Origin of the sequence: Janthinobacterium sp. EB271-G4-3-2, from assembly GCF_020858035.1 — a bacterium.
Lineage (GTDB): Bacteria > Pseudomonadota > Gammaproteobacteria > Burkholderiales > Burkholderiaceae_D > Janthinobacterium > Janthinobacterium aestuarii.
This window is the reverse complement of the sequence record NZ_JACYMG010000001.1, coordinates 540,729-562,040: the sequence shown is the minus strand read 5'-3', so window position 1 is coordinate 562,040 and position 21,312 is coordinate 540,729. Positions and strand designations below refer to the sequence as shown.

Below are 21,312 nucleotides of genomic sequence, written 5' to 3'. Positions count from 1 at the left end.
TCTTTCTTTCATATCCGATACCGATGCCCTCTTCCTCACCTCTTTCACTCCCGCTGCAAGTGCTGGCCGCCTGCCTGACGGGCTTACTGATACCCCTGTGCTTCACGGGCCCGGCCGTGGCGCTGCCCGCCCTCGGCGCCGAATTGCACGGCAGCGCCGCCGCCCTGAACTGGGTCGTCAATGCGTATATCCTCAGCTATGGCAGCGCCATGATGGTGGCCGGCAGCCTGACGGACGTGCTGGGACGGCGCCGCGTCTGGCTGGCGGGGCTGGCGCTGTTTTGCGTGGCGACCCTGGCCATCGCCGTCGCGCCATCGGTGGCATGGATCGCCGCGCTGCGTTTCGTGCAGGGCCTGGGCGGCGCGGCCGCGTTCGCCGCCGCCATGTCGTCGCTGGCGCCATTGTTCCACGGCGCGGCGCGCAACCGCGTGATGAGCGTGCTGGGCACGACGTTCGGCCTGGGCCTGGCCTTCGGTCCGCTGGCGGCCGGCGCCATGCTGGCGCTGGCCCGCTGGCCCGCCATCTTTTATGCCACGGCCGCGCTGGGCGCCATCGGCATGCTGCTGGTATGGGTCAGCGTGCCGGCCGATCCGGCGCGCGGCCAGGGCCGGCTGGACTGGCCTGGCGCCATCAGCTTCAGCGCCGCGCTGGGCCTGCTGACCCTGGGCATGCTGCTGGCGCCCGAACACGGCTGGCGCAACGGCGCCGTGCTGCTGTCCGTCGCCGCCTCCGTGCTGCTGTTCCTCGCCTTTGGCGCGATCGAACGCAGGACGGCGCGGCCCATGCTGGATTTGTCGCTGTTCCGCCGGCGCCGCTTTGTCGCCGTGCAAGTGCTGGCCGCCTCGCCCGCCTTCCTGTTCATCGTGCTCATCGTCATGCTGCCGGGGCGCTTCATCGGCATCGACAACATGTCCGCGCTGGCCGCTGGCCGTTTGATGATCGCCCTGGCCGCGCCGCTGCTGCTCGTGCCCGTGCTGGCGGCGCTGCTGTCGCGCTGGGTCAAGACGGGCGCCCTGTGCGCAGCGGGATTGCTGCTGGCGGCGGCGGGCCTGGCCTGGCTGGCCCAAGTGCTGGGCCATGGCGGCACCGCGGCGCTGGCCGGCCCCCTGCTGCTGATCGGCGTGGGTATCGGCTTGCCGTGGGGCTTGATGGATGGCATGGCCCTGAGCGTGGTGGAAACCCAGCGGGCCGGCATGGCGACGGGTATCTTCAATACGGTGCGCGTCAGTGCCGATGGCGTGGCGCTGGCCCTGGCGGGCTCCTTGTTGGCAGGCCTGATCGGCGCGGGCCTGGCGCGGCAGTTGCCCGCCGATCTGCCGCTATTGGCGGCCGCCAGCCGCGCCGCGCTCGGCGATATCCAGCAGGCAACACAGCTGCTGGGCGGCCAGGAAGCGCTGCTGCGCGCCAGCTATGACGCCGCCTTCCGCCAGTTGCTGGTCGGCCTGGCGGTGCTGGCCGTGGCGCTGGCCGCGCTGGTGCCGTATCTGCTCAGGAAGGATGGAAATCAGGCGTCGAGGCCATAAAATACGGCAACGAGGATGGCGATATTGTTGCAGGCGCGCGCAAACGCCGTTGTCGCGTAGGCAACGGCCACACTGGGAGCGCGGTAGCGCAGGTAGACAAAGCTGAACATGGCGCCCGACCCCAGCGCGACGATGGCGTGCAGCAGGCCGCCGCTGATGAAATGCACGATGGCCCACAGGATGGCGCCGATAAAAATGCTGAGCTGGCGGCTGGCGCCCAGGCGCCGGAGGATTTCCAGCGGCAGCAGCTGGCCAAGGAAGGTTTCCAGGATGGGGGAATAGATGACGACCCAGAACACCAGCAGGGGCAGCGACATTTCGCGCTTGAACTTGGACAGGCCCGTGTGGGCGCCCCAGTATTCGGGCGGCAACAGCCATTTCGTCACGAACAGGATGGCAAAGCACAGCATGCAGGTCAGCAAGCCCCAGCCGAGACCGGCAAGGGCCAGCTGCAGCACGGGCGGCGCCGGTTTGTCGTCGTCCGGGCTGGATAGATCATGGCTGCTGCGCACTTGCATGACTCGTCCTGGCGGTGATCCAGCGCTCATTGTAGCGCGGAATATGCCGGTTGGCGCGCGCCGCGCTAAAGCGCCATCGGCCTCAGGCCGCCAGGCGCAGCGGGCCGTTGGCCGGCGGGGCCAGCTTGAAGATGCCCACTTCCTGTTCCAGCTGCGCCGCTTGCTGCTGCAGTTCGTGCGCGGCGGCCGCCGCCTGCGCGACCAGGGCCGCGTTTTGCTGGGTCACCCTGTCCATGTCGACGATGGCGCGGTTGACTTGCTCGATGCCGGCGCCCTGCTCCTGCGTGGCGTGGCTGATCTCGGCCATGATGCCCGTGACCCTGCCGATGCCGGCCACCACGTCATGCATGGTGGCGCCGGCCTGCTCGACGAGCACCGTGCCCGTGCCGACCTTGCTGACGGAATCGTCGATCAGGGCCTTGATTTCGCGCGCGGCGGCGCTTGACCGCTGCGCCAGGCTGCGCACCTCGGTGGCGACGACGGCGAAACCGCGTCCCTGTTCGCCGGCGCGTGCCGCTTCCACGGCCGCGTTCAAGGCGAGGATATTGGTCTGGAAGGCGATGCTGTCGATCACGCCGATGATGTCGACGATCTTGTTCGACGAGGCATTGATCAGGCCCATGGTGTGCACCACTTCGGCCACCGCCTTGCCGCCCTGCTCCGACACGGTCGACGCTTCGCGCGCCAGACGGTTTGCCTGCTGGGCGTTGTCCGCATTCTGGCGCACGGTGGAAATCAGTTCCTCCATCGATGACGCCACTTCTTCCAGCGAGCCGGCCTGCTGCTCCGTGCGCTGCGACAGGTCGCGGTTGCCCGTGGCGATCTCGGTCGACGCCGTGGCGATGCTTTCCGTTCCATGGCGCACCTTGCCAACGATGGCGGCCAGGTTGTCGCGCATGGTCTTGATGGCAAACAGCAGGCTGCTGTCGTCGCCGTGGCGCGTGTGCACGTCGATGGCCAACTCCCCCAGCGCGATGCGCCCGGCAATCGCGGCCGCATACGCCGGTTCGCCGCCCAGCTGGTGCAACAGGCCGCGCGTGATGACGGTGGCGACCGCGATGCAAACAAGCACACTGAGCGCGGCCAGCACGCCGATCCAGCGCAAGGACTGGCCGTAGATGGCGCGCGCGGCCACGCTGGCCTGCTCCGATTCGCGCTGCACGTTTTTCAGGACCGTATCGATGTCGGCGACGATCTGGCGCCGCAAGGGGCTGCATTCCTCAACGAGGAAGGTGCCGTACTGGTCCATTTGCCCTGCGGCGCGAAACTGGCGCGGACGCTGCAATTCCTGCGCCATGGCGGTCAAGCCCGTGCTGACCTTCTCGAACTGCGGATCGCCGGCGAACTGCGGCGCCAGCCGGGCCAGCGCGTCCAGGTACAGGGCCTTCTGATTGTCGAGGATGGCCAGCTCTTTCTCGGCGGCGGCCTGGTCGTGGAAGATATACGCGTTGCGGGCGGCCAGGCCCGTCTGGTCGAGCGCTTCGCGCGCCACATACAGCGGTTCGAGTTTTTCCAGTTGGACTTTTTCCTGCGCGTCCATGGCGCCGGAGATGGCACCGATGCGCAGCAGCGCGAAGGCCGCCAGCACCAGCATGAGTAAGACCAGCAGCCCGAAGCCTGCGCTCAGGCGCGCGCCTATCGTCAAACGATTGAATGACATCATTGTTCTTATTGCCCTGTGTAAAGTTGATTTTTTGCCGGTTCCGCTAGAACCGGGCGATCTGCTCGCCGTCGTGGTGCCTTTCCCGCATGCCGCAGGATGGGTCTCTAACTGGCGTTTTTTGGGCAGTCAGCTTCTAATGTCGGGCAATGCAGGCGTGCGGGGGGACACCCTCACGCCATACAACAGCACACTGAATTATAAGCGAACAGCGTTTTTTATGATTTCACGCGCTCGCTTTTCATGCCTTGATGCAAGTCAAGAGCTGCCGTATCAGCCCGCGCCCGGGGCGTCGATGACGGCCATCGTGATGCGCGAGATGCAGCACAGTTTGCCGTCGTCGCCCGTGATGCGGATTTCCCAGACCTGGCTGGTGCGGCCCCGGTGGATCGGCGTGGCGCGCCCCGTCACGTGGCCGCCGCGCACGCCGCGCAGGTGGTTGGCATTGATTTCCTGGCCCACGCTGACGTGCCGGCTGGAATCGAGGCAGGCATTCGCGGCCATGCTGCCCAGGGTTTCGGCCAGCAGGACGGAAGCGCCGCCATGCAGCAGCTTGAATGGCTGCATGGTGCGGTGGTCGACGGGCATGGTCGCTTCGATCCAGTCGGGGCCGAAGGCCGTAAATTCAATGCCCAGGTGGCGCATGGCCGTGCCCTCGCTGGCGGCGTTGAGGATGGCCAGGTCGAGCGGTGCGTGCCAGATTTCCATTGTTACCTCGGATAGTGTGTAGAAAAGGCCATTGTAGGACAGAGCGTCCGCGCGTGCCGCTTCATCTTTCCTTCACCGTGGCCCGGGGTGGCGATGGCATTAACTGGTTATAATTGCCCCATTCTTAAAAAACGAGGTTGTGTATGAAGTGGGCCTTGCTGGGCATTTTTGTGTTTTCGGTTTTACATATTCATTTTCGGGGCAAGGTGCGCCTGCCGTTCCGCCGCCAGATTTTCGATCACTCCTCGTTCATGGCGCCGCTGAACCTGTTCATGCACACTTTTTCCAAGGTGCCGGCCACGCCGTATTTGGCCGTCGATCAATTCCCGGAACTGGCGCCGCTGCAGCAGAACTGGCAGATCATCCGCGATGAAGCGCTGCGCATGCAGGAAATGAAAAAGATCAAGGCGGCCGAAAAGAACAATGACGTCGGTTTCAATTCCTTCTTCAAGTATGGATGGAAGCGTTTCTATCTGAAATGGTATGACGCGAACCACCCGTCGGCGCAGCAGATGTGCCCGCAAACCTATGCCTTGCTGCAATCGATTCCGTCAATCAAGGCCGCCATGTTCGCGGAACTGCCGCAAGGCGGCAAGCTCAACCCGCACCGCGACCCGTTCGCGGGCTCCTTGCGCTACCACCTGGGCTTGCAGACGCCGAACGACGACCGCTGCTTCATCGACGTCGATGGCGAACGCCACAGCTGGCGCGACGGCCAGGCCGTGATGTTCGATGAAACGTATATCCACTGGGCACGCAACGATGCCGACAGCGACCGCATCATCCTGTTCTGCGACATCGAGCGTCCGATGCGCTACCGCTGGGCGCAAGGCTTGAACCGCTGGCTGGGCCGCACCCTGATGACGGCCGCCGCCTCGCCAAACGAACTGGGCGACCAGGTGGGCGGCGTGAGCAAACTGTTCCAGATCTCCTGGACCATGGGCCAGTATCGCCGCCGCTTCAAGGCGTGGAACAAGACGGCGTACCAGGTCACCCGCGTGGCCCTCGTCGTGGGCGTGATCGCGCTGATCTACTTTATCTAGCTGCCGGGCTGTCGTTCCCATAAGAAAACCGCCTGCGGGCGGTTTTTTTTATAATGCGATGCCACCGACCCGGAGAATGTTGAAAAATGACCGAACGCGACCGCCAGTACGATATCCAGATCGGCGACGACGCCTGGATCGAATTCATCGATCTTGACGGCCGCTATGACCAAGCGATCGACATCGATGCCTTGCTGGGGGAACTGTGGCAGCTGATCTGCCTGCTGGAAACCCATTGTGTCGCCGGCTGCTGCGGCATGGATGCCTACGATTTCACACGCGAAGCCGTCGAGACGGCGCTGCTGGAAGTTGATCGGGCGCAACTGCACGCCGCCTGCGCGCAGGCCCACAGCGCCGTGGCGGCGGCGGCCAGCGATGTATTGCTGAGTAACACGATGAATCACTACGCCGATAAACGCGTGTTCCTGCAATTAATCGAGCATCTGGACGGCTGCATCACCGCGCAGGATCGCGCAGGGGCTTGACCTTGCCAAGGCGGGAAGGTCCACAGTGACGGCATTGAAGGATAACCAAGGAGAATCCCGCATGCCAAAAATCACCGTCCTGCCCCATCCCGAGCTGGCCCCGAAAGGCGCCGTCTTCGACGCGCCGGAAAACATGAGCATTTGCGACGCCTTGCTGCTTAACAAGATAGACATCGAACATGCCTGCGGCCAGGTCGGCGCCTGTTCCACCTGCCACGTGGTCGTGGTGCAGGGTTTCGATTCGCTCAACGAGCTGGGCGACAATGAAGAAGACATGCTCGACCAGGCCTGGGGCTTGCAGCCCCACTCGCGCCTGTCGTGCCAGGCGCGCCTGGCGCAGGAAGACCTGACGGTCGAGCTGCCCCGGTACACGCTGAACCACGCCAAGGAATAGTCCCCGGCGCGGTGCGCGACTGCCCTACGGGTTTACCACATGATCACGCGCTGCTCGGGCGGCAGATACATCGGGTCGCCCGGCTTGATGCCGAACGCCTCGTAGAAGCCGGGCTGGTTCTTCACCGTGCCCTTGGCGCGGAATTCGCCCGGCGAATGCGGGTCGCTCTTGATTTGCGCGATGGCCGCTTCGGGACGCAGTTTCGCGCGCCATTTCTGTGCAAAACCGATGTACAGGCGCTGTTCGCCCGTCAGGCCATCGATGACGGGCGACGGCTTGCCACCGAGCGAGCGCTGATAGGCCTTGTAGGTGATCGACAGGCCGGAATTGTCGCCGATGTTTTCGCCCAGGGTCAGCTCGCCATTGATATGGTAGCCCGGCACGGGGCTGTAGGCGCCGTATTGCTTGACGAGGCCGGCGGCCAGCGCCTTGAAGGCGGCCCGGTCTTGCGCCGTCCACCAGTTGCGCAGACGGCCCTTGGCGTCATATTGGCTGCCCGAATCGTCGAAGGCATGGCTGATTTCATGGCCAAACGTGATGCCCAGCAAGCCGTAATTGACGGCGTCTTCCGCCTTCACGTTGAAAAATGGCGGCTGCAAAATGGCGGCCGGGATCGTGATGGCGTTGAGGGCCGGGCTGTAGCTGGCATTGACGGTTTGCGGCGTCATCGACCATTCGTCGCGGTCGACCGGTTTGCCCAGCTTGGCCAGGTTTTGCTGGCGGCTCCACGCGCGCGCGGCGCGCACGTTGGCGATCAGGTCATTCGGCTGCGTTTTCATGCCGCTGTAGTCGCGCCAGGTATCCGGGTAGGCGATCTTCGGCTTCAAGGCCGCCAGCTTGAGCTGGGCTTCCTTCTTGGTTTCCGGACCCATCCAGTCGAGCTGTTCGATGCCATCCTTGAACGAGGCGACGAAATTGTCGAACATGGCCATCACGCGGGGCCGGGTTTCCGGCGGCAGATACATTTGCACATAGCGTTTGCCGACGGCGTCGCTGATGGCGTTATCCGTGAAGCGCAGCGCCAGCTGCCACTGCGGTTCGCTTTGCGGCACGCCGCGCAGCACCGTGCCGTCGAAGGCGAAACGTTCCTTGACTGTCGCGCTGTCCAGGTAGGAAGCGTAGCTTTCGATGATGCGCCAGTTCAGATAGCTCTTCCACGATGCCAGCGGCACGGCGGCCACGGTGTCGGCAAAGCCTGCCATGAAGCTGGGCTGGCGCACCACGGCCGACGAGGCCTTCGGCGCCAGGCCGGCGGCCGTAAAGTAGGCGTTCCAGTCGAAGGCCGGCGCCAGTGCCGCGAATTTGTCGAAATCGACGCGGTTGTACGATTTGACGGGGTCGCGCATCTGCACGCGCGTCCACTGCACCGCCGCCAGGCGCGTTTCGATGTCGAGGATCTGCGCCGCGTGTTCGGCGGCGGCCTGGTCCCCGCTCATGGCCAGCATGGTCTCGATATGCTTGAGGTATTTGGCGCGCACGGCTTGCAGCTTGGCGTCGTCGTCCTTCAGGTAGTAATCGCGGTCGGGCAAACCCAGGCCGGACTGGCTGATGTTGACCGTGTACTGCTCGGGGTCTTGCGCATCGGGCGCCACATAGGCGGAAAACGGCGTCGCCACGCCATTGCCTTGCAGGTAGGCGAGCAGCGCCGGCAAGGCTTTCTTGTCCCTGATGGCGGCAACGCGGGCCAGCTCGGCGTGCAGGGGCTTGAAGCCGGCCGCATTGCGCGCCTTGTCGTTCATGAAGCTCGTGTACAGGTCGGCGATCTTGTGCGCTTCGCTGCCGGGCTTGCCGGGGTTTTTCACAGTGGCGTCGATCAGGCCGCGCAACTGGCCCTGGGCGATTTCGCGCAATTCGATATACGTGCCCCAGACGGATTTGTCGGCCGGGATTTCCGTATTGCGGGTCCACACGCCGTTGACGTAGCCGTAGAAGTCATCCCTGGGGCTCACTGCCGGGTCCAGGGTTTTCATGTCGATGCCGGAGACGGGTGCTTGCTGGGCGTACAGCGAGGGCGAAGATAAGGCGAGCAAGGCGCAGCAGGCGGCGCTGATAAGTGAACGTTTCACGAAGATTCCTTTAATTGTTTTCACTTCATGTTGGGGGAACATGCTTGTCCAGGCATGGGAGGCCGGATTATAGTCCGCCAGCCTGCCGCGCAACAATGACAGTTGAACAATTCCAGGTATCAGCGGATCAGGAGATCGAACAGGTCCACGGTCTTTTTACCCTGATTTTTCAGCATGTCTGCAAGCGAACCCGGCGTTGGTCCCCCCTCGCCGGCCGCATGATTGAAATAATTAAAATCGAGCTTGATCTTGTCTTCCAGGTCGCTCGCATAACTGGCTGGGTATTGCGATTGCTCCAGCTGGGGCAATGTATTGAAATGCGCGAGCACCGACTTGAAGAAATTGGTCATCTTGCCGGTGGTATTGTATTCCTGCATGGCTTGCGCCACGACTTGGGTGCGCCAGGCCTGTTCTTCATCGTATGCCTGCGTAAAGGCGGCACGCCGCTCGTTGATGGTAAAGGTCCCGCTGTCATCGTTCGAAATGGTGGACAATTGCTCGCGCGACAAGCCAGCAAAGGGATTGGGCCCCTTCCTGTCGATCAACGCGGTGGCGGCGGCGGCCGACTTCGCCGAGGCCGCGTCATTCGGCTGCGGCAGCTGCCCGGCGGCGGCCGCCTTGTGTTCCGCGTCCAGCGGATAGAGAATCTCCGTCGTATTGTCCTTCACCCACACACCCAGCGCCGCATGATCGTAGCCCTGGACGGTGGCGCTGGTGGCCGTCGCGGCCTTCGACAGGCGCCCGGCCAGGGTCGAAATCACGACGTCGTCGGCCACGGCGCCAGCGGCGACTGGCGCCTGCGGGGCCGGCGCCTTGTCCGATGACGTTTTACTGTCTTCTGCGCCAGGCAGCGCCCCGGACCGGATTCCCGCAGTGTTGATATGCATCATCGCCGCCCCAAGTTAAGTAAATGTTACTATAGCACAATAGATATTCAAGAAGTACCGAAGGGTATCCAAGACCGTCGCCCCTCTTCGGCGGCGGCCATTTCGCACATCTATTCAGCCATTTTTCGTACTTGGAGCAGCCAGATGCAGGAATTGCGGTTCAATATCTTCGGCACCCTGATTGCCATCCGGGGCAACCCGGGCGCCTGGCGCGCCTTCTACCTGGGCACGGAAGGCAAGCGCCGGCCCGCCGATTTCATTGTCCCCGACGATATCCAGGACGATGCGCTGTGCGAATACCTGGCGGACCTGTTCCATGAAGAGGCGACGCCGCGCAATCACACGGCCACGCAACTGGCCACGCCTGCGTTGCGGGACTAGCCTACTTCACCGGCTCGAACGTCACCGTCAATCCATTGCTGGTGGTCCTGAGCTGCGTGGGCACGAATTGCACGCCGGCATAGCGCAGTTCGTCGGGCTTGAACGTGTAGATCGGCGTTTCATGCATGAGCTGGTCGGCCACCAGGCTGGCGACCTTGGCGAATTGGCGCTGCTGGGCTTCATCCATGCCGTCGATGGTCACCTTGTCCACGCTCGCCTCGCTCAGGTAGACGGCGTTGCGCTGGGCGTCCAGCACGAGGCGGCCCGACATGGCCAGGCTGCCGCGCCAGGTCTGGCGGATGAAAGGCGGCAAGACGCTGGCGTCCACGCTGAGGGCCACCCGTTCGCGCTCGGGTTGCAAGGACAGTTGCGGGTGGGTCAGCTTGACATCCAGCACGGACAGCACGCGCTTGTCGATGGGAAAGCGGCGTTCCAGGCCTTGCTGCATCTTGCTCAGCGACACATTCACGTCGCGCGGGCCGATCAGGGTGGAACACGCGGCCAGCACAGTGCAGGCCGTGATGGCGGCGGTTTTCAGCAAGGGACGGATGGCGGTCAAGGTCATGGATAGTCTCGGTGGAAAGATGGCGCCATCTTACACATGCGCCCGCTTTGACGCAAAAACCGACGCCCACCTTGCAGCGGGCGCCGGTTCTTGTGTTGGCCTTGTCAGCGTACGAACAGGGCGATCAGTATGACGATGGGCAATGGAATACCCAGCAGCAGCAAGAGGATGGAACGCATCGGACTCTCCTAGATTGTATCGGTGGATTAAATGGTCACATGGCGCAGCACGCGCTCGTGGTCGCGCTGGCGGCCGCCAAACGTTGCCGCCAGGCTGGCCACGAAAGCACCGAGCAGCAAGGCGACGAACATCCACAGTGCCGTGTGGGCGCCGGCCTTGCGGGCAGTCTCGGCCGCTTGCTGGGCACGCGCCTTGGCATCGGCGGCGGCCTTGGCGGCGCGGCCGTAGACGGCGTCGACCCGGGCTTCCGCTTCGGCCTGCGTCAAGCCCGTACGGCTGGCCACGACCTGGCCCAGGTAGGCTCGGTCATCGGCGGCCAGGCTGCCTGCGGACAGGCTTGTCGCGAAGATCCTGCCGGTTTCCACGCGCTGGTCGGCCGTGCTGGCATTGGCTGAAGGCGCCGCCAGGGTGCCGGTGGTGGTGGCAGCAGGCACGGCAGGTGCGCGCAGCAGCATGTCCGAGAAATAATCGAGCGGATTGGCCCCGCCGCCCTCGCCTGCATTAACGCCTGCAGCACCGGCGGCACCTGCGCCCGCTGCCGCCGCGCCCGCCCCTGCGGCCGGGCCAACGGCCGCCGCCACGCCGCTGCCCGCATCGATGGCGCCGCTCAGGACGGCGCGCGTGCCGCCGGCCAGCACGGCCACGGTGATCAGGGTGGCCACGGCCCAGGCCAGCAAGCCGTGCGCCGTATCGCGGAAGTGCACTTCATCCGTGTGGATGGCACTCCATTTCACGCGCAACCGGCCCGCCATGTAGCCGCCGATGCCGGAGGCGGCCAGTTGCATGAAGGCCAGCCAGGCGATGGTCGACACGCCGATGGCCGTCGCGTTGAACGACCATGGCGACACGGACGACAGACCCAGGCCCACGCCGAGGATCAGCAGGATGAAGGACAAGGCGGCCGCAGCGGCCGCGCCCGCCAGCACGGCGCCCCAGGAGACGCCCGGATTGTTCAGGTCCGACACGGACAATTGTGTAGCTTGCATGGAATACTCCCTTGGTTATTGATTTTTTTAAACCGTTCAGGCGGCCACGCCCGTCAGCTGTTCCTTGCGCGCGGCCATTTCCTGGCCCAGCGCGTCGAGGTCGACGGCCGTCTCCCGCACCTTGGGAAACATGTCGCCCTCTTCTTCCTTGACGTGGTGCTCGATCTGCTCGGACAGCACCTTGACCTTGGCGTCGTACAGGTCGTCGGCCGGGTCCATGGCGGCGATTTGCGCGATGAGCTCCTTGGCGCTCGCGTGCTCGACGAGGGCTTCATCCATCAGGTCGCCGTCGTGGATGGGGCGGCGCACGGCCGGATAGAAGATTTCTTCTTCCAGCTGCGTGTGCACGGTGAGTTCCTGGCAGATCTGGTCGGCCAGCTTTTTCTTGCTGGCAAATGAGCGGTCGCTCAAGCTTTCATATTGGGCAAACAGGGCCTTCACGGCCTTATGGTCCTGCAGCAATAAATTGATCGCGTTCATGGCGCCTCCTTGTTGTAGATGAGGCTAGGATGCGCCATGGCGGCGCCAGCGTATGTGCGACGCCTTACACAATCTTGATTTTTAATACACTCAGCTATTCACCTGCGACTTGATGCCGTGATGGCCCATCAGGTCATACAGGGTGGGCCGGCTCACACCCAGCAGTTCGGCCGCCTTGGCGATATTGCCGTCGGCCCGCGCCAGCGCGCGCACCATGACCTTGTATTCGGCCCCGTCGCGGGCCTGGCGCAGGTTCAGCGGTTCATCCTGGGGCGCCGCCTGGGCGCTGGCGGGCAGGCCCAGGTCGTCGGCGGCGATCTGCGGCCCGTCGCTCATGATGACGGCCCGCTTGATGCAGTTTTCCACTTCGCGCACATTGCCGGGCCAGCCGTAGCTTTCGATCAGCTGCAGCGCGCCGGTGCTGAAATGCAGATTGCTGCGGCCTTCGCTGGCACAGAACTTGTTCTTGAAATGGTGGGCCAGCAAGGCGGCATCGCCAGGCCGCTCGCGCAGCGGCGGAATGCGCAGCACGATTTCGCTAAGGCGGTAAAACAGGTCTTCGCGGAAACGTCCCTGTTCCGCCAGCACCTTCAAATCCTGGTGCGTGGCGCAGACGATGCGCACGTCGACGGCGATCTCGGCACGGCCGCCGACGCGTTCGATGACCCGCTCCTGCAGGAAGCGCAGCAGTTTCGCCTGCAGCCCCATCGGCATGTCGCCGATTTCATCGAGAAAAAAAGTGCCGCCGTGGGCCAGTTCGATCTTGCCCAGGGTTTGCCGCGCCGCGCCCGTAAACGCCCCCCGCTCATAGCCGAACAGCTCGCTCTCGAGCAGATTTTCAGGAATGGCCGCGCAATTGATCGCAACGAAACGTTGCGCATGGCGGCTCGACAGCGCATGCAGTCCCCGCGCGATCAGTTCCTTACCGCTGCCCGAGTCGCCCAGCAGCATCACGCTGGCCGACGAAGGCGCCACTTTTTCCACGCTACGGCACAGTTTCAGCATGCCCGGATCGCGACTGACGATACCGGCCAGCGGCGAGTCCGCCTGCGTCTGCAGCATGCGGCGGTTTTCCTGCTGCATCGCGTGCAGATAAAACGCGCGGGCGATGACCAGGCCCAGCATGTCGGCCTCGAACGGCTTCTGGTGGAAATCGTAGGCGCCCAGCGCGATGGCTTTCAAGGCATGCGCGCGCTCCTGGTTGCCAGACAGGATGATGACTTTCGTGTCCGGCGCCAGCGCGAGGATTTGCCGCAGGGTGGCCAGGCCTTCAGTGGCGCCGTCCGGGTCGGGCGGCAAACCCAGGTCCATCGTCACCACGGCCGGCTGGTGGCGCCGCACGAGCGCCAGCGCCGCCTCGCGCTCGCCCGCCAGCAAGACCTCGTAGCCGTCAAAACTCCAGTGCAACTGCTTTTGCAGGCCGGGATCGTCTTCGATGACCAGCAGTTTTTGCTTGCCCATGGCACTCCTTTGCTATGCCGCGTGCAGCGGCAGGACCACGCGAAACGTCGTGCCCACCTGCGGTTCGCTGCGCACTTCCAGGCTGCCGCCCACTTCGCGCAGGTATTCGCGGCTTTCGAACACGCCGATGCCCATGCCCGCCGTCTTGGTCGTGTCGAACGGTTTGAACAGGCGTTCTCGGATGAATTGCTCGCTCATGCCCTGCCCCGTATCGTCGAGCTCGACGACGGCCGTGTGCTGCTCGCGCCGCAGCCGCACGGCCACCTTGCCATCGCTGGCCGTGGCCTCGATCGCGTTCTGGATCAAGTGGCCCAGCACCCGCTCCAGGCGCGCGCGGTTGGCCAGTACCGTCAGCTCGCCATCGACGATTTCCAGCCGGGGCGCCGGCGCCAGGCTGGCCTTGGCGGCCACGGCCTGGCGCAGCAAGCCGTCGAGCAGCAGCGGCGCAGGCGCTTCCGGCGCCTCGCCGCGCGCCAGTTTCTGCAGCAAGGTCTTCATTTTCTGCACGGAATGGTCGAGGGTGCCCAGCATGTCTTCCTGGAAAGCCGGATTGGCGCGGTGCTTTTCCGCATTACTCAGTAGCAGCGACAGCTGGAACACGAGGTTTTTCAAGTCGTGCACGATGAAAGTGGACATGCGGTTGAACGAGTCGAACTGGCGCGCCACCGTCAGGGTATCGAGCGATTCGCGGTGCGCCAGGTAGCTGGCGGCTTGGCTGCCGGCAATTTTCAGCACGTCGAGGATTTCCCAGTTCAAGCTGATGTGCGTGCGGGGCCGCGCCAGTGCGACAAAGGCGAACAGCTGCCCATGCAGCATCAATGGCACCAGCAGCCACACATCGGGCAGCGCCAGCAGCGCGGGCGGCAAGCGCAAGCCGCCGTACTGGCGCGGGTTGTGCCGGCAATCGGGCACGTCGATCACCCACTGCCGGGCCTCCAGGAACTGGCACAGGGGGCCAAGCGCCGGCTCGCTCCACGTGCCCGGCGGCCAGTTCCAGCTGGCGGCCGGGGTGAACTGCCCCTGTTCGCGCAAGATCCACAGTGCGCCGGCGCGGCTTTCCACCAGCTGCGCCATGGCCTGTATCGTGCGTTCGCCCAGGGCTGGCCCGTCTTCCGACAGCGCGCGCGTAAATCTCAGCCATTCCTCGCGGTAATCGAAAATGGCATTGTAAAAATGTTTATTGATAGTCACCTTGAGCTTGGCGCGCAGGCTGCCGGAAAACAGCACGCCCGCCAGCAGCAAGGCCGCGCCGCCCAGGTAAGCCATCTGCATCAGGGAACCCCAGGTGCCGCCGAAGTAGCGCAGATAATAGGCGCTGGCCGCCATGGCCAGCAAATAGATGGCCGAGCCCAGCAAGGCGGCCGAGCGGTACAGCATCTGGCGCGACACGGACAAGCCCAGCGCCCAGCCGGGATTGCGCGCGGCCGAGATGGCCAGCAGCGGCGCGCACAGGGCGTCGACGATGCCGCGCGCGGCCCAGATGTCATCGTTGACCGCGCGAAACAGCAAGGCGTCGCTGTACAGATAGAAATCGTAGGCGAACAGCCCGCCCACGCCCAGGCATGCAAACTTGATGCCCCAGCGTTTCAAGGGCGGCGTGTTGCGGTACCACTGTTCCACCAGCAACATGCCCAGCACGGCCAGCAGCAAACGGCAGACACTGGCGATGAGCCGCGCCGGCAAAGGCAGCGCCAGCCAGGATGAGGCCATGGAGAGCAGCCACGGTGCCAGCGCCGTGAGGACGATGCCGGCCAGCACGAGGCGCAAACGGGGCCGCGACGGTTCGATCAACAGCAGCAGGAATACCAGCCAGGCCAGGGTGCGCAGCAATTCGAGCGCGTCGCCGGCCAGCGCGATGCGCTGCCCCACCAGCACCAGCACCACCGTGCCCGTGGCCCAGCCGCCCGTCGCCAGGCACGCCACCAGCAAGGCGCGCACGTTTTGCCGCGCGCGCCAGTTGCTGATCAATAGCAGCGCCAGCACGAAAAAGGCCAGCGATGCCAGGCCATGGCTGAGAGCCGCCGCGTCGGGCGCCGCCAGCCAGTCCGACTGGTCCCGCATCACCGGCTGCCCTTGCCAAACAGCACCACCTGCACCGTGTCGAGCAGGATCAGCAAGTCGAGGAACAGGCTATTGTTTTTCACATAATACAAATCGTATTGCAGCTTCTTGACGGCATCGTCGACGGAGGCGCCATATTGATAGCGCACCTGCGCCAGGCCCGTGATGCCCGGCTTGATGCTGTGACGAATGTTGTAGTACGGCACCTGCTCCTTCAGTTGCTCGACAAAATACGCGCGCTCGGGGCGCGGGCCGACAAAACTCATCTCGCCGCGAAACACATTGAGCATCTGCGGCAGCTCGTCGATACGCAGCTTGCGGATCAGATTGCCCACGCGCGTGATGCGCGCATCGTTGGCCAAGGCCCAGATGGGCGTGCCGTCGCGCTCGGCGTCGCAGCGCATGCTGCGAAATTTCAGCACCTTGAATGGCTGGCCGTCGCGCCCCACCCGTTCTTGCTGATAGAACACGGGGCCGCCGTCTTCCAGGCGGATGCACAGGGCTGTTACCAGCATCACGGGCAGCGACGCCAGGCAGATGACTGCGCTGGCCGCCAGGTCGAACAAACGCTTCGACGTGGCGCGGAAAAAGCTCTGGTCGAAGCCGCCGCCATAGATCAGATAGCTCGGTTGCAAGGAATCGATGCGGATCTGGCACGCTTCGCGCTCGAAAAACGTGGCCGCATCGATCACCTTGACGCCGCCCAGCGCACATTCCAATAGTTGCTTGGCAGGAAACGCGCCATTGCGCCGGTCGCTGACGGACACGACGATTTCATGCGCGGCATGGCGCTGGGCCGTGGCCAGCAAGGAAGGTCCGGTCGGCAGCAAGGCCGAGGCCGGCACGCAGCATTGCTCGCCCGCCACATCGATGCAGCCGACCACCGTAAACTGGTGGAATCCGATCTTGCTGGCCGCCAAATCCATGCATTCGCGCGCCAGCGCCCCGCCGCCCACCAGGATCAGCCGGCCTTTCATCAGCGCCGATTGCGAGGATTTGAATACCAACAGGCGCGCCAGCAGCACGCCGATGGCGCCCAGGCCGAAGATCAGCACGCTGCCGCGTCCGAAATGCAGGGCTGGAATGAAGCGTATCAACACGCTGAGCACGGCAAAACCCAGCGCGAACGACGGCAGGATGCGTAATAAAGTGTTGCGGATGTCTTCGCGCGAGCGGTGCTGATACATGCCCAGCGCGCTCATGCTCAAGACAATGACCAGTGCAAAGATCGAGGACGACAGGTAGACCTCGCTCGCCCGCACCACGCGGCTGCCATCCGCCAACCACAGCAAGGATGTCAGGGTGGCCGACAGCAGCAGGATCAGGATTTCCAGCAACAGCAGGATAAACGCTGTTTTCGAGACATAGTGGCTGAAGATGCGGATCATGGTTCCCCCCTGCGGCAAAAAGCATCGGGCCGCGCGCAAGGCGGCCTGCTGCTGGTCTTGCCATCATGGCGAACTGTTCCAAGAAGACATTGATGCGCCACAAGCTACAGCCCCAGCTATCTTTCGCTGGCAGAATTTATCTCAATACATTACCGAATGAGGGGAAATGGCATATAGTATGCTTCCCCTAAAAAAAGATAAATGTCATGAAATTTGATGTAGCGATTGTCGGCAGTGGCCTGGCGGGTTTATCGGTTGCACTGCATTTAGCTGAGACGCGCACCGTCGCGATCATTTCCAAACGCGCGCTGCTCGATGGCGCCAGCAACTGGGCGCAAGGCGGGATCGCGGCCGTGCTGGACTCGGGCGACAGCCACCAGCAGCACATCGAAGACACCCTGATCGCCGGCGGCGGCCTGTGCGATGAGAGCGCCACGCGCTACATCGTCGAACACGGCCGCGAAGCGATCGAATGGCTGATCGAGCAAGGCGTGCCGTTTACGCGCGACGCCACGGCCGAGCTGGGATTCCACCTGACCCGCGAAGGCGGACACAGCCAACGCCGCATCATCCACGCGGCCGACGCCACCGGGCACGCCGTGCAAGTGACCCTGGAAGAAAAGGTCCGCGCCCACCCGAACATCAGCCTGTTCGAACACCATTGCGCGATCGACCTGATCACCTCTGACAAGCTGGGCATGAAGCCGGCCCAGCGCAACGCGCAACCGCATTGCCACGGCCTGTACGTGCAGGATGAGCAAACCGGTAAGGTGCTCACCTTTGCCGCCGAGCACACCGTGCTGGCCACGGGCGGCGCCGGCAAAGTGTACTTATATACAACGAATCCCGACACGGCCAGCGGTGACGGTATCGCCATGGCCTGGCGCGCCGGCTGCCGCGTGTCGAACATGGAATTCATCCAGTTCCACCCGACCTGCCTGTATCACCCGTATGCCAAATCGTTCCTGATCACCGAAGCCATCCGTGGCGAAGGCGGCTTGCTGAAACTGCCGCCTGAGGCGGGCGCGGCCGCTGGCACGCGCTTCATGCTGGCCCACGACGAGCGGGCCGAACTGGCGCCGCGCGACGTGGTGGCGCGCGCCATCGACTTCGAGATCAAGAAACGGGGCCTCGACTACGTGCACCTGGACATCAGCCACAAGCCGGCCGACTTCCTCATCGAACACTTCCCGACCATCTACGCGCGCTGTTTGGAACTGGGCATCGACATCACCAAGCAGCCTATCCCCATCGTGCCGGCCGCCCACTACACATGCGGCGGCGTCGTGACGGACCTGGCGGGCCGCGCCGACTTGCCTGGCCTGTACGCGGTCGGCGAGACGGCATGCACGGGCCTGCATGGCGCGAACCGCCTGGCATCGAACTCTTTGCTCGAATGCATCGTCATCGGCCGCGCCTGCGCGCAAGACATCGAAAGCAAGGAAAAGCTGGGCACGCCGTATCTGCCCGACTGGGATGAGAGCCGGGTCACCGATGCGGACGAGGAAGTGGTGATTTCCCACAACTGGGACGAGCTGCGCCGCTTCATGTGGAATTACGTGGGCATCGTGCGCACGACGAAACGCCTGGAACGGGCCCAGCACCGCATCGCCCTGCTGAAAGAGGAAATCGACGAGTACTACCGCAACTTCCGCATCACGCACGATTTGCTGGAACTGCGCAACCTCGTCGACGTGGCCTCGATGATCGTCAACAGCGCCCTGTCCCGCCGTGAAAGCCGTGGCCTGCACTTCAGCAGAGACTATCCGGAAACCTTGCCGAAGGCCATCGCCAGCGTGCTGACGCCGCCACACCGCTAGTCGACAAGCAGGACCGCCTGCTGCATCGTGCGATGAATCACGGCGGTGTGCCGCCATTTGCCACAGGCGGCCCCGCTGCAGGCATCGCGCAATCACCGAAACTAATGCACATATTAAATAAAAAACTTTTTGATGCCATTGCATCCGCAGTGGACCTGGATGACCCTGCAGAACAATCTTTAGCGCAGCGATTCATGATTGAGGCCATTGGCAGAGTGACTGCACAATTGCCTGAGGTTGCCAGGTCAGCGGCAGCGGTGGCGAATCGATACATCACCGGTGCGGCAACGGCTGAGGAAGTCATCGCTGAGCGTGTACGTCTCTGGCGAGCAATTGAAGGGCGAGACCAATCGGACGCGCCAGACGTTTTGAAAATAAGAACTGCCATATGCGTCCTGCATCCCATGGATATTGCTGCTTCTGCCGAAACATTGGAGTATTTTTTGAATTTTGGCAACAAGCAGGCTTGGCGCAGGCTGAGCTTCAGACCGTTGCTCGGAACAGGTATGGAATTTGAGGTGGCTTCAAGTAGCCTATCGTGTTGAAGAAATCGAGCGGCAACAATTTCGGGAAATATAAGACCACCAAGCAGTCGCTAATCGTTCAACAGCGGCGGTTCTGGCTGTTGCAACCCTCTACGCGAAAATCTATGAATATCAAGCCCTTTCCTATGAAATCCTTGTCGTCCGAGGTGGTAACGTACTACAGGGATCAAGGCCATATCACCGACCCGTTTAGGATCAGTGCCTGGACCGGCCCCGGGCAGTACACGGTCACGTAGCGTCAGGCTTGACTGCCTGTCGTCCATCGTTTAAGTTGATGCAATGGAAAAACAGACTGAAACGACGCCACTCGATCTGCGTTCTGCCGTATGGGCAAAGCCTGACGGATGGTTACGGCGGCGCTGAAAAAATTCCCGCGCTGCTGCAGGACCTGCGGCGGGGAGACGCCGAGGCCCTGGACGATTTGTATGGCCATATTTGTCACCAGGGCTCGATTTATCCGGCTTCGGTCGCCGCATTCCCGCACCTGGTTTCCCTGGCGGCGACGGTGACATCGCCGGACCTGCGCGCCGGCGTGCTGTCGCTTGCTGCGTCGATTTATGAAGGCGCCGGCCTCGACGAGGAATTGAAGGCATCCCCTTATGTCGCGGCCTTTAATGCCGCAGTCCCGGCAGCGCTCGTCATGGCAACCGCCGACCTGCGGCAGGTCGAGGACACGGTGAGCGGCATCTACCTGCTTAAGGCCGCCGCATCATTCGCCGGATTTGCCGGCGTGGCGCGAGTGCTGGGCGGCTTTGCCAACGAGGAGTTCTGCCTGGCATGCCCTGCCTGCGGCGTAGAGCTCTATGTGTGGCCGGTAGCGCAAGGGCTGTCGGTCGCCGCCGAGGATCCCGTCTTTACGCCAACAGCGAAAACGCTGCTGGTGATTGCCGGCCCTGCCGACAATTCACCCCACCTTGCCGCCTTTGCCTGGTTGCAGGCGCAAGCGGACGCTTTGCCATTTCTGGATGACATCGCGTTTCGCCTGCCTTTCCTGTTTGGCAGCGCATGTTGCGCCGGATGCGGTCACGCTATTTCACTGATGGATGCGCTGCTCAACGATTCAGTGGATTAATCCGGCAGCCTCACTGGAGCGCGCTTATTAAAGTCAGACACAAAACAACAGTGTTTGACACAGGAGGCCGAGGTAGACATGCTCTCGGGAAGTTCCGCTTTCGGCCAGGAGCGGACGTTGATGTACCTTGAAATTTCTCAAAGTTTTTTTCTACCATTGCGCACCTATGACCATTTTAGAATTTGTCGCCCGCACCTTTTCACCCCAACTACCGGACGGGCGGTATATCTTTCGACCATGGGGTGCTAGCGGCCCATGCTATTTGTTGTCGGCGCAGCAGCGTGCTTCTCGAGCTTGGATTCAACTCGCGTTCTACGGTCTGGCCCTCAGCGCGCTCTGGTTCATACCTCTTATTACTGTAACAATGCCGAATCTTGTCACCTTTGCTGTGGCCTTTGCATCCTTTAATTACGTTCTATTCTGGTTGTTCTCCATTGGCCTGCCAAAGACCGAAAAGCCGCTTCGTCCAACACCAATGCAACGGCGCATAGCCATGGCAGCGCACTCCCAATCAATCGGCCGCCCAGTACTCTGGATATTCCTGATTATTTCTTGCTTATTCGTGTTCGCTGGCGGCGCTATGGCTTTGTTCTTCGACGAATGGATAACTGGCCTGCTGTGCGTATTCTTCTTCGGCGCGTGTGCTGCAACCTTTATATGGCAGCTTTTTCTCGTCACTGGGAGTAAGTGATACTTAACCGCATCTTCCACACAGTAAAGCAACGTGCTGCTCGACTCGAGCGTGAGACCTACCCCGACTGTCTGCTATGGGGCGGGAGCTGTCAACGACAGCAACCGGCCTATTGTGTTGAAAAACGCGGGTACGTTGACCTGTAGATAGAATTCCTGCCAGCCTGGACTGGCCAGAACCGCCGCGATTGAACGATCACCGACTGCTTGGAGATTTGAGACATCCCGAAATGGTTGCCGCTCGACATTTTCAACACAATAGGGCAAAAGCAGCCGACCACAAAGGGCCCTGCTCGGCGCAAGTAGCCATGCGCCACGGTTCAGTCCGGGCTGGCAACAGTGTTTGACGCCACCGGCACGGTGCCGCGACCGGACGAATCGTGGATGCCATCCACCATC

The 21,312-nt window shown here is 62.9% G+C and carries 20 protein-coding genes; 9 read left to right on the top strand and 11 right to left on the bottom strand.

Annotated elements, in window-relative coordinates; all coding sequences use genetic code 11:
* Positions 1–23 precede the first annotated feature (23 nt).
* The gene (locus tag IGS55_RS02345) at positions 24–1,523 is read left to right on the top strand and encodes an MFS transporter (RefSeq protein WP_230515811.1); all 1,500 of its coding nucleotides are present in this window, start codon (positions 24–26) and stop codon (positions 1,521–1,523) included.
* On the opposite strand, the gene IGS55_RS02340 is transcribed toward IGS55_RS02345, so the two are convergent.
* The 3 genes from IGS55_RS02340 to IGS55_RS02330 form a co-directional block, all read right to left on the bottom strand.
* The gene (locus tag IGS55_RS02340) at positions 1,505–2,041 is read right to left on the bottom strand and encodes a hypothetical protein (RefSeq protein ID WP_230515810.1); all 537 of its coding nucleotides are present in this window, start codon (positions 2,039–2,041) and stop codon (positions 1,505–1,507) included. The two genes, IGS55_RS02345 and IGS55_RS02340, sit on opposite strands and share 19 nt — an antisense overlap.
* An 82-nt stretch (positions 2,042–2,123) precedes the next feature.
* On the bottom strand, positions 2,124–3,704 hold the full coding sequence (locus IGS55_RS02335) for a methyl-accepting chemotaxis protein (RefSeq protein ID WP_230515809.1): 1,581 nt from the start codon (positions 3,702–3,704) through the stop codon (positions 2,124–2,126).
* 270 nt (positions 3,705–3,974) lie between these two features.
* Positions 3,975–4,409 carry a hotdog fold thioesterase gene (locus IGS55_RS02330; protein ID WP_072453709.1) on the bottom strand — a complete coding sequence of 145 codons (435 nt, stop codon included), beginning with the start codon at positions 4,407–4,409 and terminating at the stop codon, positions 3,975–3,977.
* A gap of 143 nt (positions 4,410–4,552) precedes the next feature.
* On the opposite strand from IGS55_RS02330, the gene lpxO reads away from it, so the two are divergent.
* From lpxO to fdx, 3 genes are all read left to right on the top strand, one after another.
* On the top strand, positions 4,553–5,452 hold the full coding sequence (gene lpxO, locus IGS55_RS02325; RefSeq protein ID WP_230515808.1) for a lipid A hydroxylase LpxO: 900 nt from the start codon (positions 4,553–4,555) through the stop codon (positions 5,450–5,452).
* An 86-nt stretch (positions 5,453–5,538) separates the two neighbouring features.
* Positions 5,539–5,937 carry a DUF6331 family protein gene (locus tag IGS55_RS02320; protein ID WP_230515807.1) on the top strand — a complete coding sequence of 133 codons (399 nt, stop codon included), beginning with the start codon at positions 5,539–5,541 and terminating at the stop codon, positions 5,935–5,937.
* Between the two features lie 61 nt (positions 5,938–5,998).
* Complete coding sequence (gene fdx, locus IGS55_RS02315; RefSeq protein ID WP_230515806.1) at positions 5,999–6,331, top strand: ISC system 2Fe-2S type ferredoxin; 333 nt, start codon at positions 5,999–6,001, stop codon at positions 6,329–6,331.
* A 32-nt stretch (positions 6,332–6,363) separates the two neighbouring features.
* Here the strand turns inward: fdx and IGS55_RS02310 are convergent, their stop codons facing one another.
* On the bottom strand, positions 6,364–8,397 hold the full coding sequence (locus IGS55_RS02310; protein WP_230515805.1) for a M13 family metallopeptidase: 2,034 nt from the start codon (positions 8,395–8,397) through the stop codon (positions 6,364–6,366).
* 119 nt (positions 8,398–8,516) lie between these two features.
* Positions 8,517–9,284 carry a hypothetical protein gene (locus IGS55_RS02305; protein WP_230515804.1) on the bottom strand — a complete coding sequence of 256 codons (768 nt, stop codon included), beginning with the start codon at positions 9,282–9,284 and terminating at the stop codon, positions 8,517–8,519.
* 144 nt (positions 9,285–9,428) lie between these two features.
* Between IGS55_RS02305 and IGS55_RS02300 the strand changes: the two genes are divergently transcribed.
* Positions 9,429–9,665 carry a DUF7661 family protein gene (locus IGS55_RS02300; protein ID WP_230515803.1) on the top strand — a complete coding sequence of 79 codons (237 nt, stop codon included), beginning with the start codon at positions 9,429–9,431 and terminating at the stop codon, positions 9,663–9,665.
* A 1-nt stretch (position 9,666) separates the two neighbouring features.
* Here IGS55_RS02300 and IGS55_RS02295 read toward each other — a convergent pair whose 3' ends face one another.
* From IGS55_RS02295 to IGS55_RS02270, 6 genes are all read right to left on the bottom strand, one after another.
* Positions 9,667–10,230 carry a DUF1439 domain-containing protein gene (locus IGS55_RS02295; RefSeq protein ID WP_230515802.1) on the bottom strand — a complete coding sequence of 188 codons (564 nt, stop codon included), beginning with the start codon at positions 10,228–10,230 and terminating at the stop codon, positions 9,667–9,669.
* Between the two features lie 206 nt (positions 10,231–10,436).
* The gene (locus tag IGS55_RS02290; RefSeq protein ID WP_230515801.1) at positions 10,437–11,396 is read right to left on the bottom strand and encodes a hypothetical protein; all 960 of its coding nucleotides are present in this window, start codon (positions 11,394–11,396) and stop codon (positions 10,437–10,439) included.
* A gap of 36 nt (positions 11,397–11,432) precedes the next feature.
* Positions 11,433–11,876: a hemerythrin domain-containing protein gene (locus tag IGS55_RS02285; protein ID WP_230515800.1), complete on the bottom strand. Its 444-nt coding sequence runs from the start codon at positions 11,874–11,876 to the stop codon at positions 11,433–11,435.
* 90 nt (positions 11,877–11,966) lie between these two features.
* Positions 11,967–13,337, bottom strand: coding sequence for a PEP-CTERM-box response regulator transcription factor (gene prsR, locus IGS55_RS02280; protein ID WP_230515799.1), 1,371 nt, complete (start codon positions 13,335–13,337; stop codon positions 11,967–11,969).
* Positions 13,338–13,349: 12 nt separating this feature from the next.
* Complete coding sequence (prsK, locus tag IGS55_RS02275; RefSeq protein WP_230515798.1) at positions 13,350–15,398, bottom strand: XrtA/PEP-CTERM system histidine kinase PrsK; 2,049 nt, start codon at positions 15,396–15,398, stop codon at positions 13,350–13,352.
* A complete protein-coding gene (locus tag IGS55_RS02270; RefSeq protein WP_230515797.1) occupies positions 15,398–16,786 on the bottom strand; it encodes a TIGR03013 family XrtA/PEP-CTERM system glycosyltransferase in 1,389 nt (462 codons plus the stop codon). The genes prsK and IGS55_RS02270 overlap by 1 nt, the downstream gene beginning before the upstream one ends.
* A gap of 206 nt (positions 16,787–16,992) precedes the next feature.
* Between IGS55_RS02270 and nadB the strand changes: the two genes are divergently transcribed.
* The 4 genes from nadB (at position 16,993) to IGS55_RS02250 (ending at position 20,914) form a co-directional block, all read left to right on the top strand.
* Positions 16,993–18,606 (top strand): L-aspartate oxidase, encoded by a 1,614-nt coding sequence (nadB, locus tag IGS55_RS02265; RefSeq protein ID WP_230515796.1) that lies wholly within the window; start codon positions 16,993–16,995, stop codon positions 18,604–18,606.
* 32 nt (positions 18,607–18,638) lie between these two features.
* On the top strand, positions 18,639–19,151 hold the full coding sequence (locus IGS55_RS02260) for a hypothetical protein (protein WP_230515795.1): 513 nt from the start codon (positions 18,639–18,641) through the stop codon (positions 19,149–19,151).
* A 274-nt stretch (positions 19,152–19,425) separates the two neighbouring features.
* Positions 19,426–20,223 (top strand): hypothetical protein, encoded by a 798-nt coding sequence (locus tag IGS55_RS02255; RefSeq protein ID WP_230515794.1) that lies wholly within the window; start codon positions 19,426–19,428, stop codon positions 20,221–20,223.
* Between the two features lie 127 nt (positions 20,224–20,350).
* On the top strand, positions 20,351–20,914 hold the full coding sequence (locus IGS55_RS02250) for a hypothetical protein (RefSeq protein ID WP_230515793.1): 564 nt from the start codon (positions 20,351–20,353) through the stop codon (positions 20,912–20,914).
* Positions 20,915–21,312: the final 398 nt, after the last annotated feature.

Bases quoted from the DNA above. Each gene is read 5' to 3' on its own strand.
- IGS55_RS02345 (WP_230515811.1), top strand. From the start codon at position 24: ATGCCCTCTTCCTCACCTCTTTCACTCCCGCTGCAAGTGCTGGCCGCC.
- IGS55_RS02340 (WP_230515810.1), bottom strand. From the start codon at position 2,041: ATGCAAGTGCGCAGCAGCCATGATCTATCCAGCCCGGACGACGACAAA.
- IGS55_RS02335 (WP_230515809.1), bottom strand. From the start codon at position 3,704: ATGATGTCATTCAATCGTTTGACGATAGGCGCGCGCCTGAGCGCAGGC.
- IGS55_RS02330 (WP_072453709.1), bottom strand. From the start codon at position 4,409: ATGGAAATCTGGCACGCACCGCTCGACCTGGCCATCCTCAACGCCGCC.
- lpxO (WP_230515808.1), top strand. From the start codon at position 4,553: ATGAAGTGGGCCTTGCTGGGCATTTTTGTGTTTTCGGTTTTACATATT.
- IGS55_RS02320 (WP_230515807.1), top strand. From the start codon at position 5,539: ATGACCGAACGCGACCGCCAGTACGATATCCAGATCGGCGACGACGCC.
- fdx (WP_230515806.1), top strand. From the start codon at position 5,999: ATGCCAAAAATCACCGTCCTGCCCCATCCCGAGCTGGCCCCGAAAGGC.
- IGS55_RS02305 (WP_230515804.1), bottom strand. From the start codon at position 9,284: ATGCATATCAACACTGCGGGAATCCGGTCCGGGGCGCTGCCTGGCGCA.
- IGS55_RS02300 (WP_230515803.1), top strand. From the start codon at position 9,429: ATGCAGGAATTGCGGTTCAATATCTTCGGCACCCTGATTGCCATCCGG.
- IGS55_RS02295 (WP_230515802.1), bottom strand. From the start codon at position 10,230: ATGACCTTGACCGCCATCCGTCCCTTGCTGAAAACCGCCGCCATCACG.
- IGS55_RS02290 (WP_230515801.1), bottom strand. From the start codon at position 11,396: ATGCAAGCTACACAATTGTCCGTGTCGGACCTGAACAATCCGGGCGTC.
- IGS55_RS02285 (WP_230515800.1), bottom strand. From the start codon at position 11,876: ATGAACGCGATCAATTTATTGCTGCAGGACCATAAGGCCGTGAAGGCC.
- prsR (WP_230515799.1), bottom strand. From the start codon at position 13,337: ATGGGCAAGCAAAAACTGCTGGTCATCGAAGACGATCCCGGCCTGCAA.
- prsK (WP_230515798.1), bottom strand. From the start codon at position 15,398: ATGCGGGACCAGTCGGACTGGCTGGCGGCGCCCGACGCGGCGGCTCTC.
- IGS55_RS02270 (WP_230515797.1), bottom strand. From the start codon at position 16,786: ATGATCCGCATCTTCAGCCACTATGTCTCGAAAACAGCGTTTATCCTG.
- nadB (WP_230515796.1), top strand. From the start codon at position 16,993: ATGAAATTTGATGTAGCGATTGTCGGCAGTGGCCTGGCGGGTTTATCG.
- IGS55_RS02260 (WP_230515795.1), top strand. From the start codon at position 18,639: ATGAATCACGGCGGTGTGCCGCCATTTGCCACAGGCGGCCCCGCTGCA.
- IGS55_RS02255 (WP_230515794.1), top strand. From the start codon at position 19,426: ATGCAATGGAAAAACAGACTGAAACGACGCCACTCGATCTGCGTTCTG.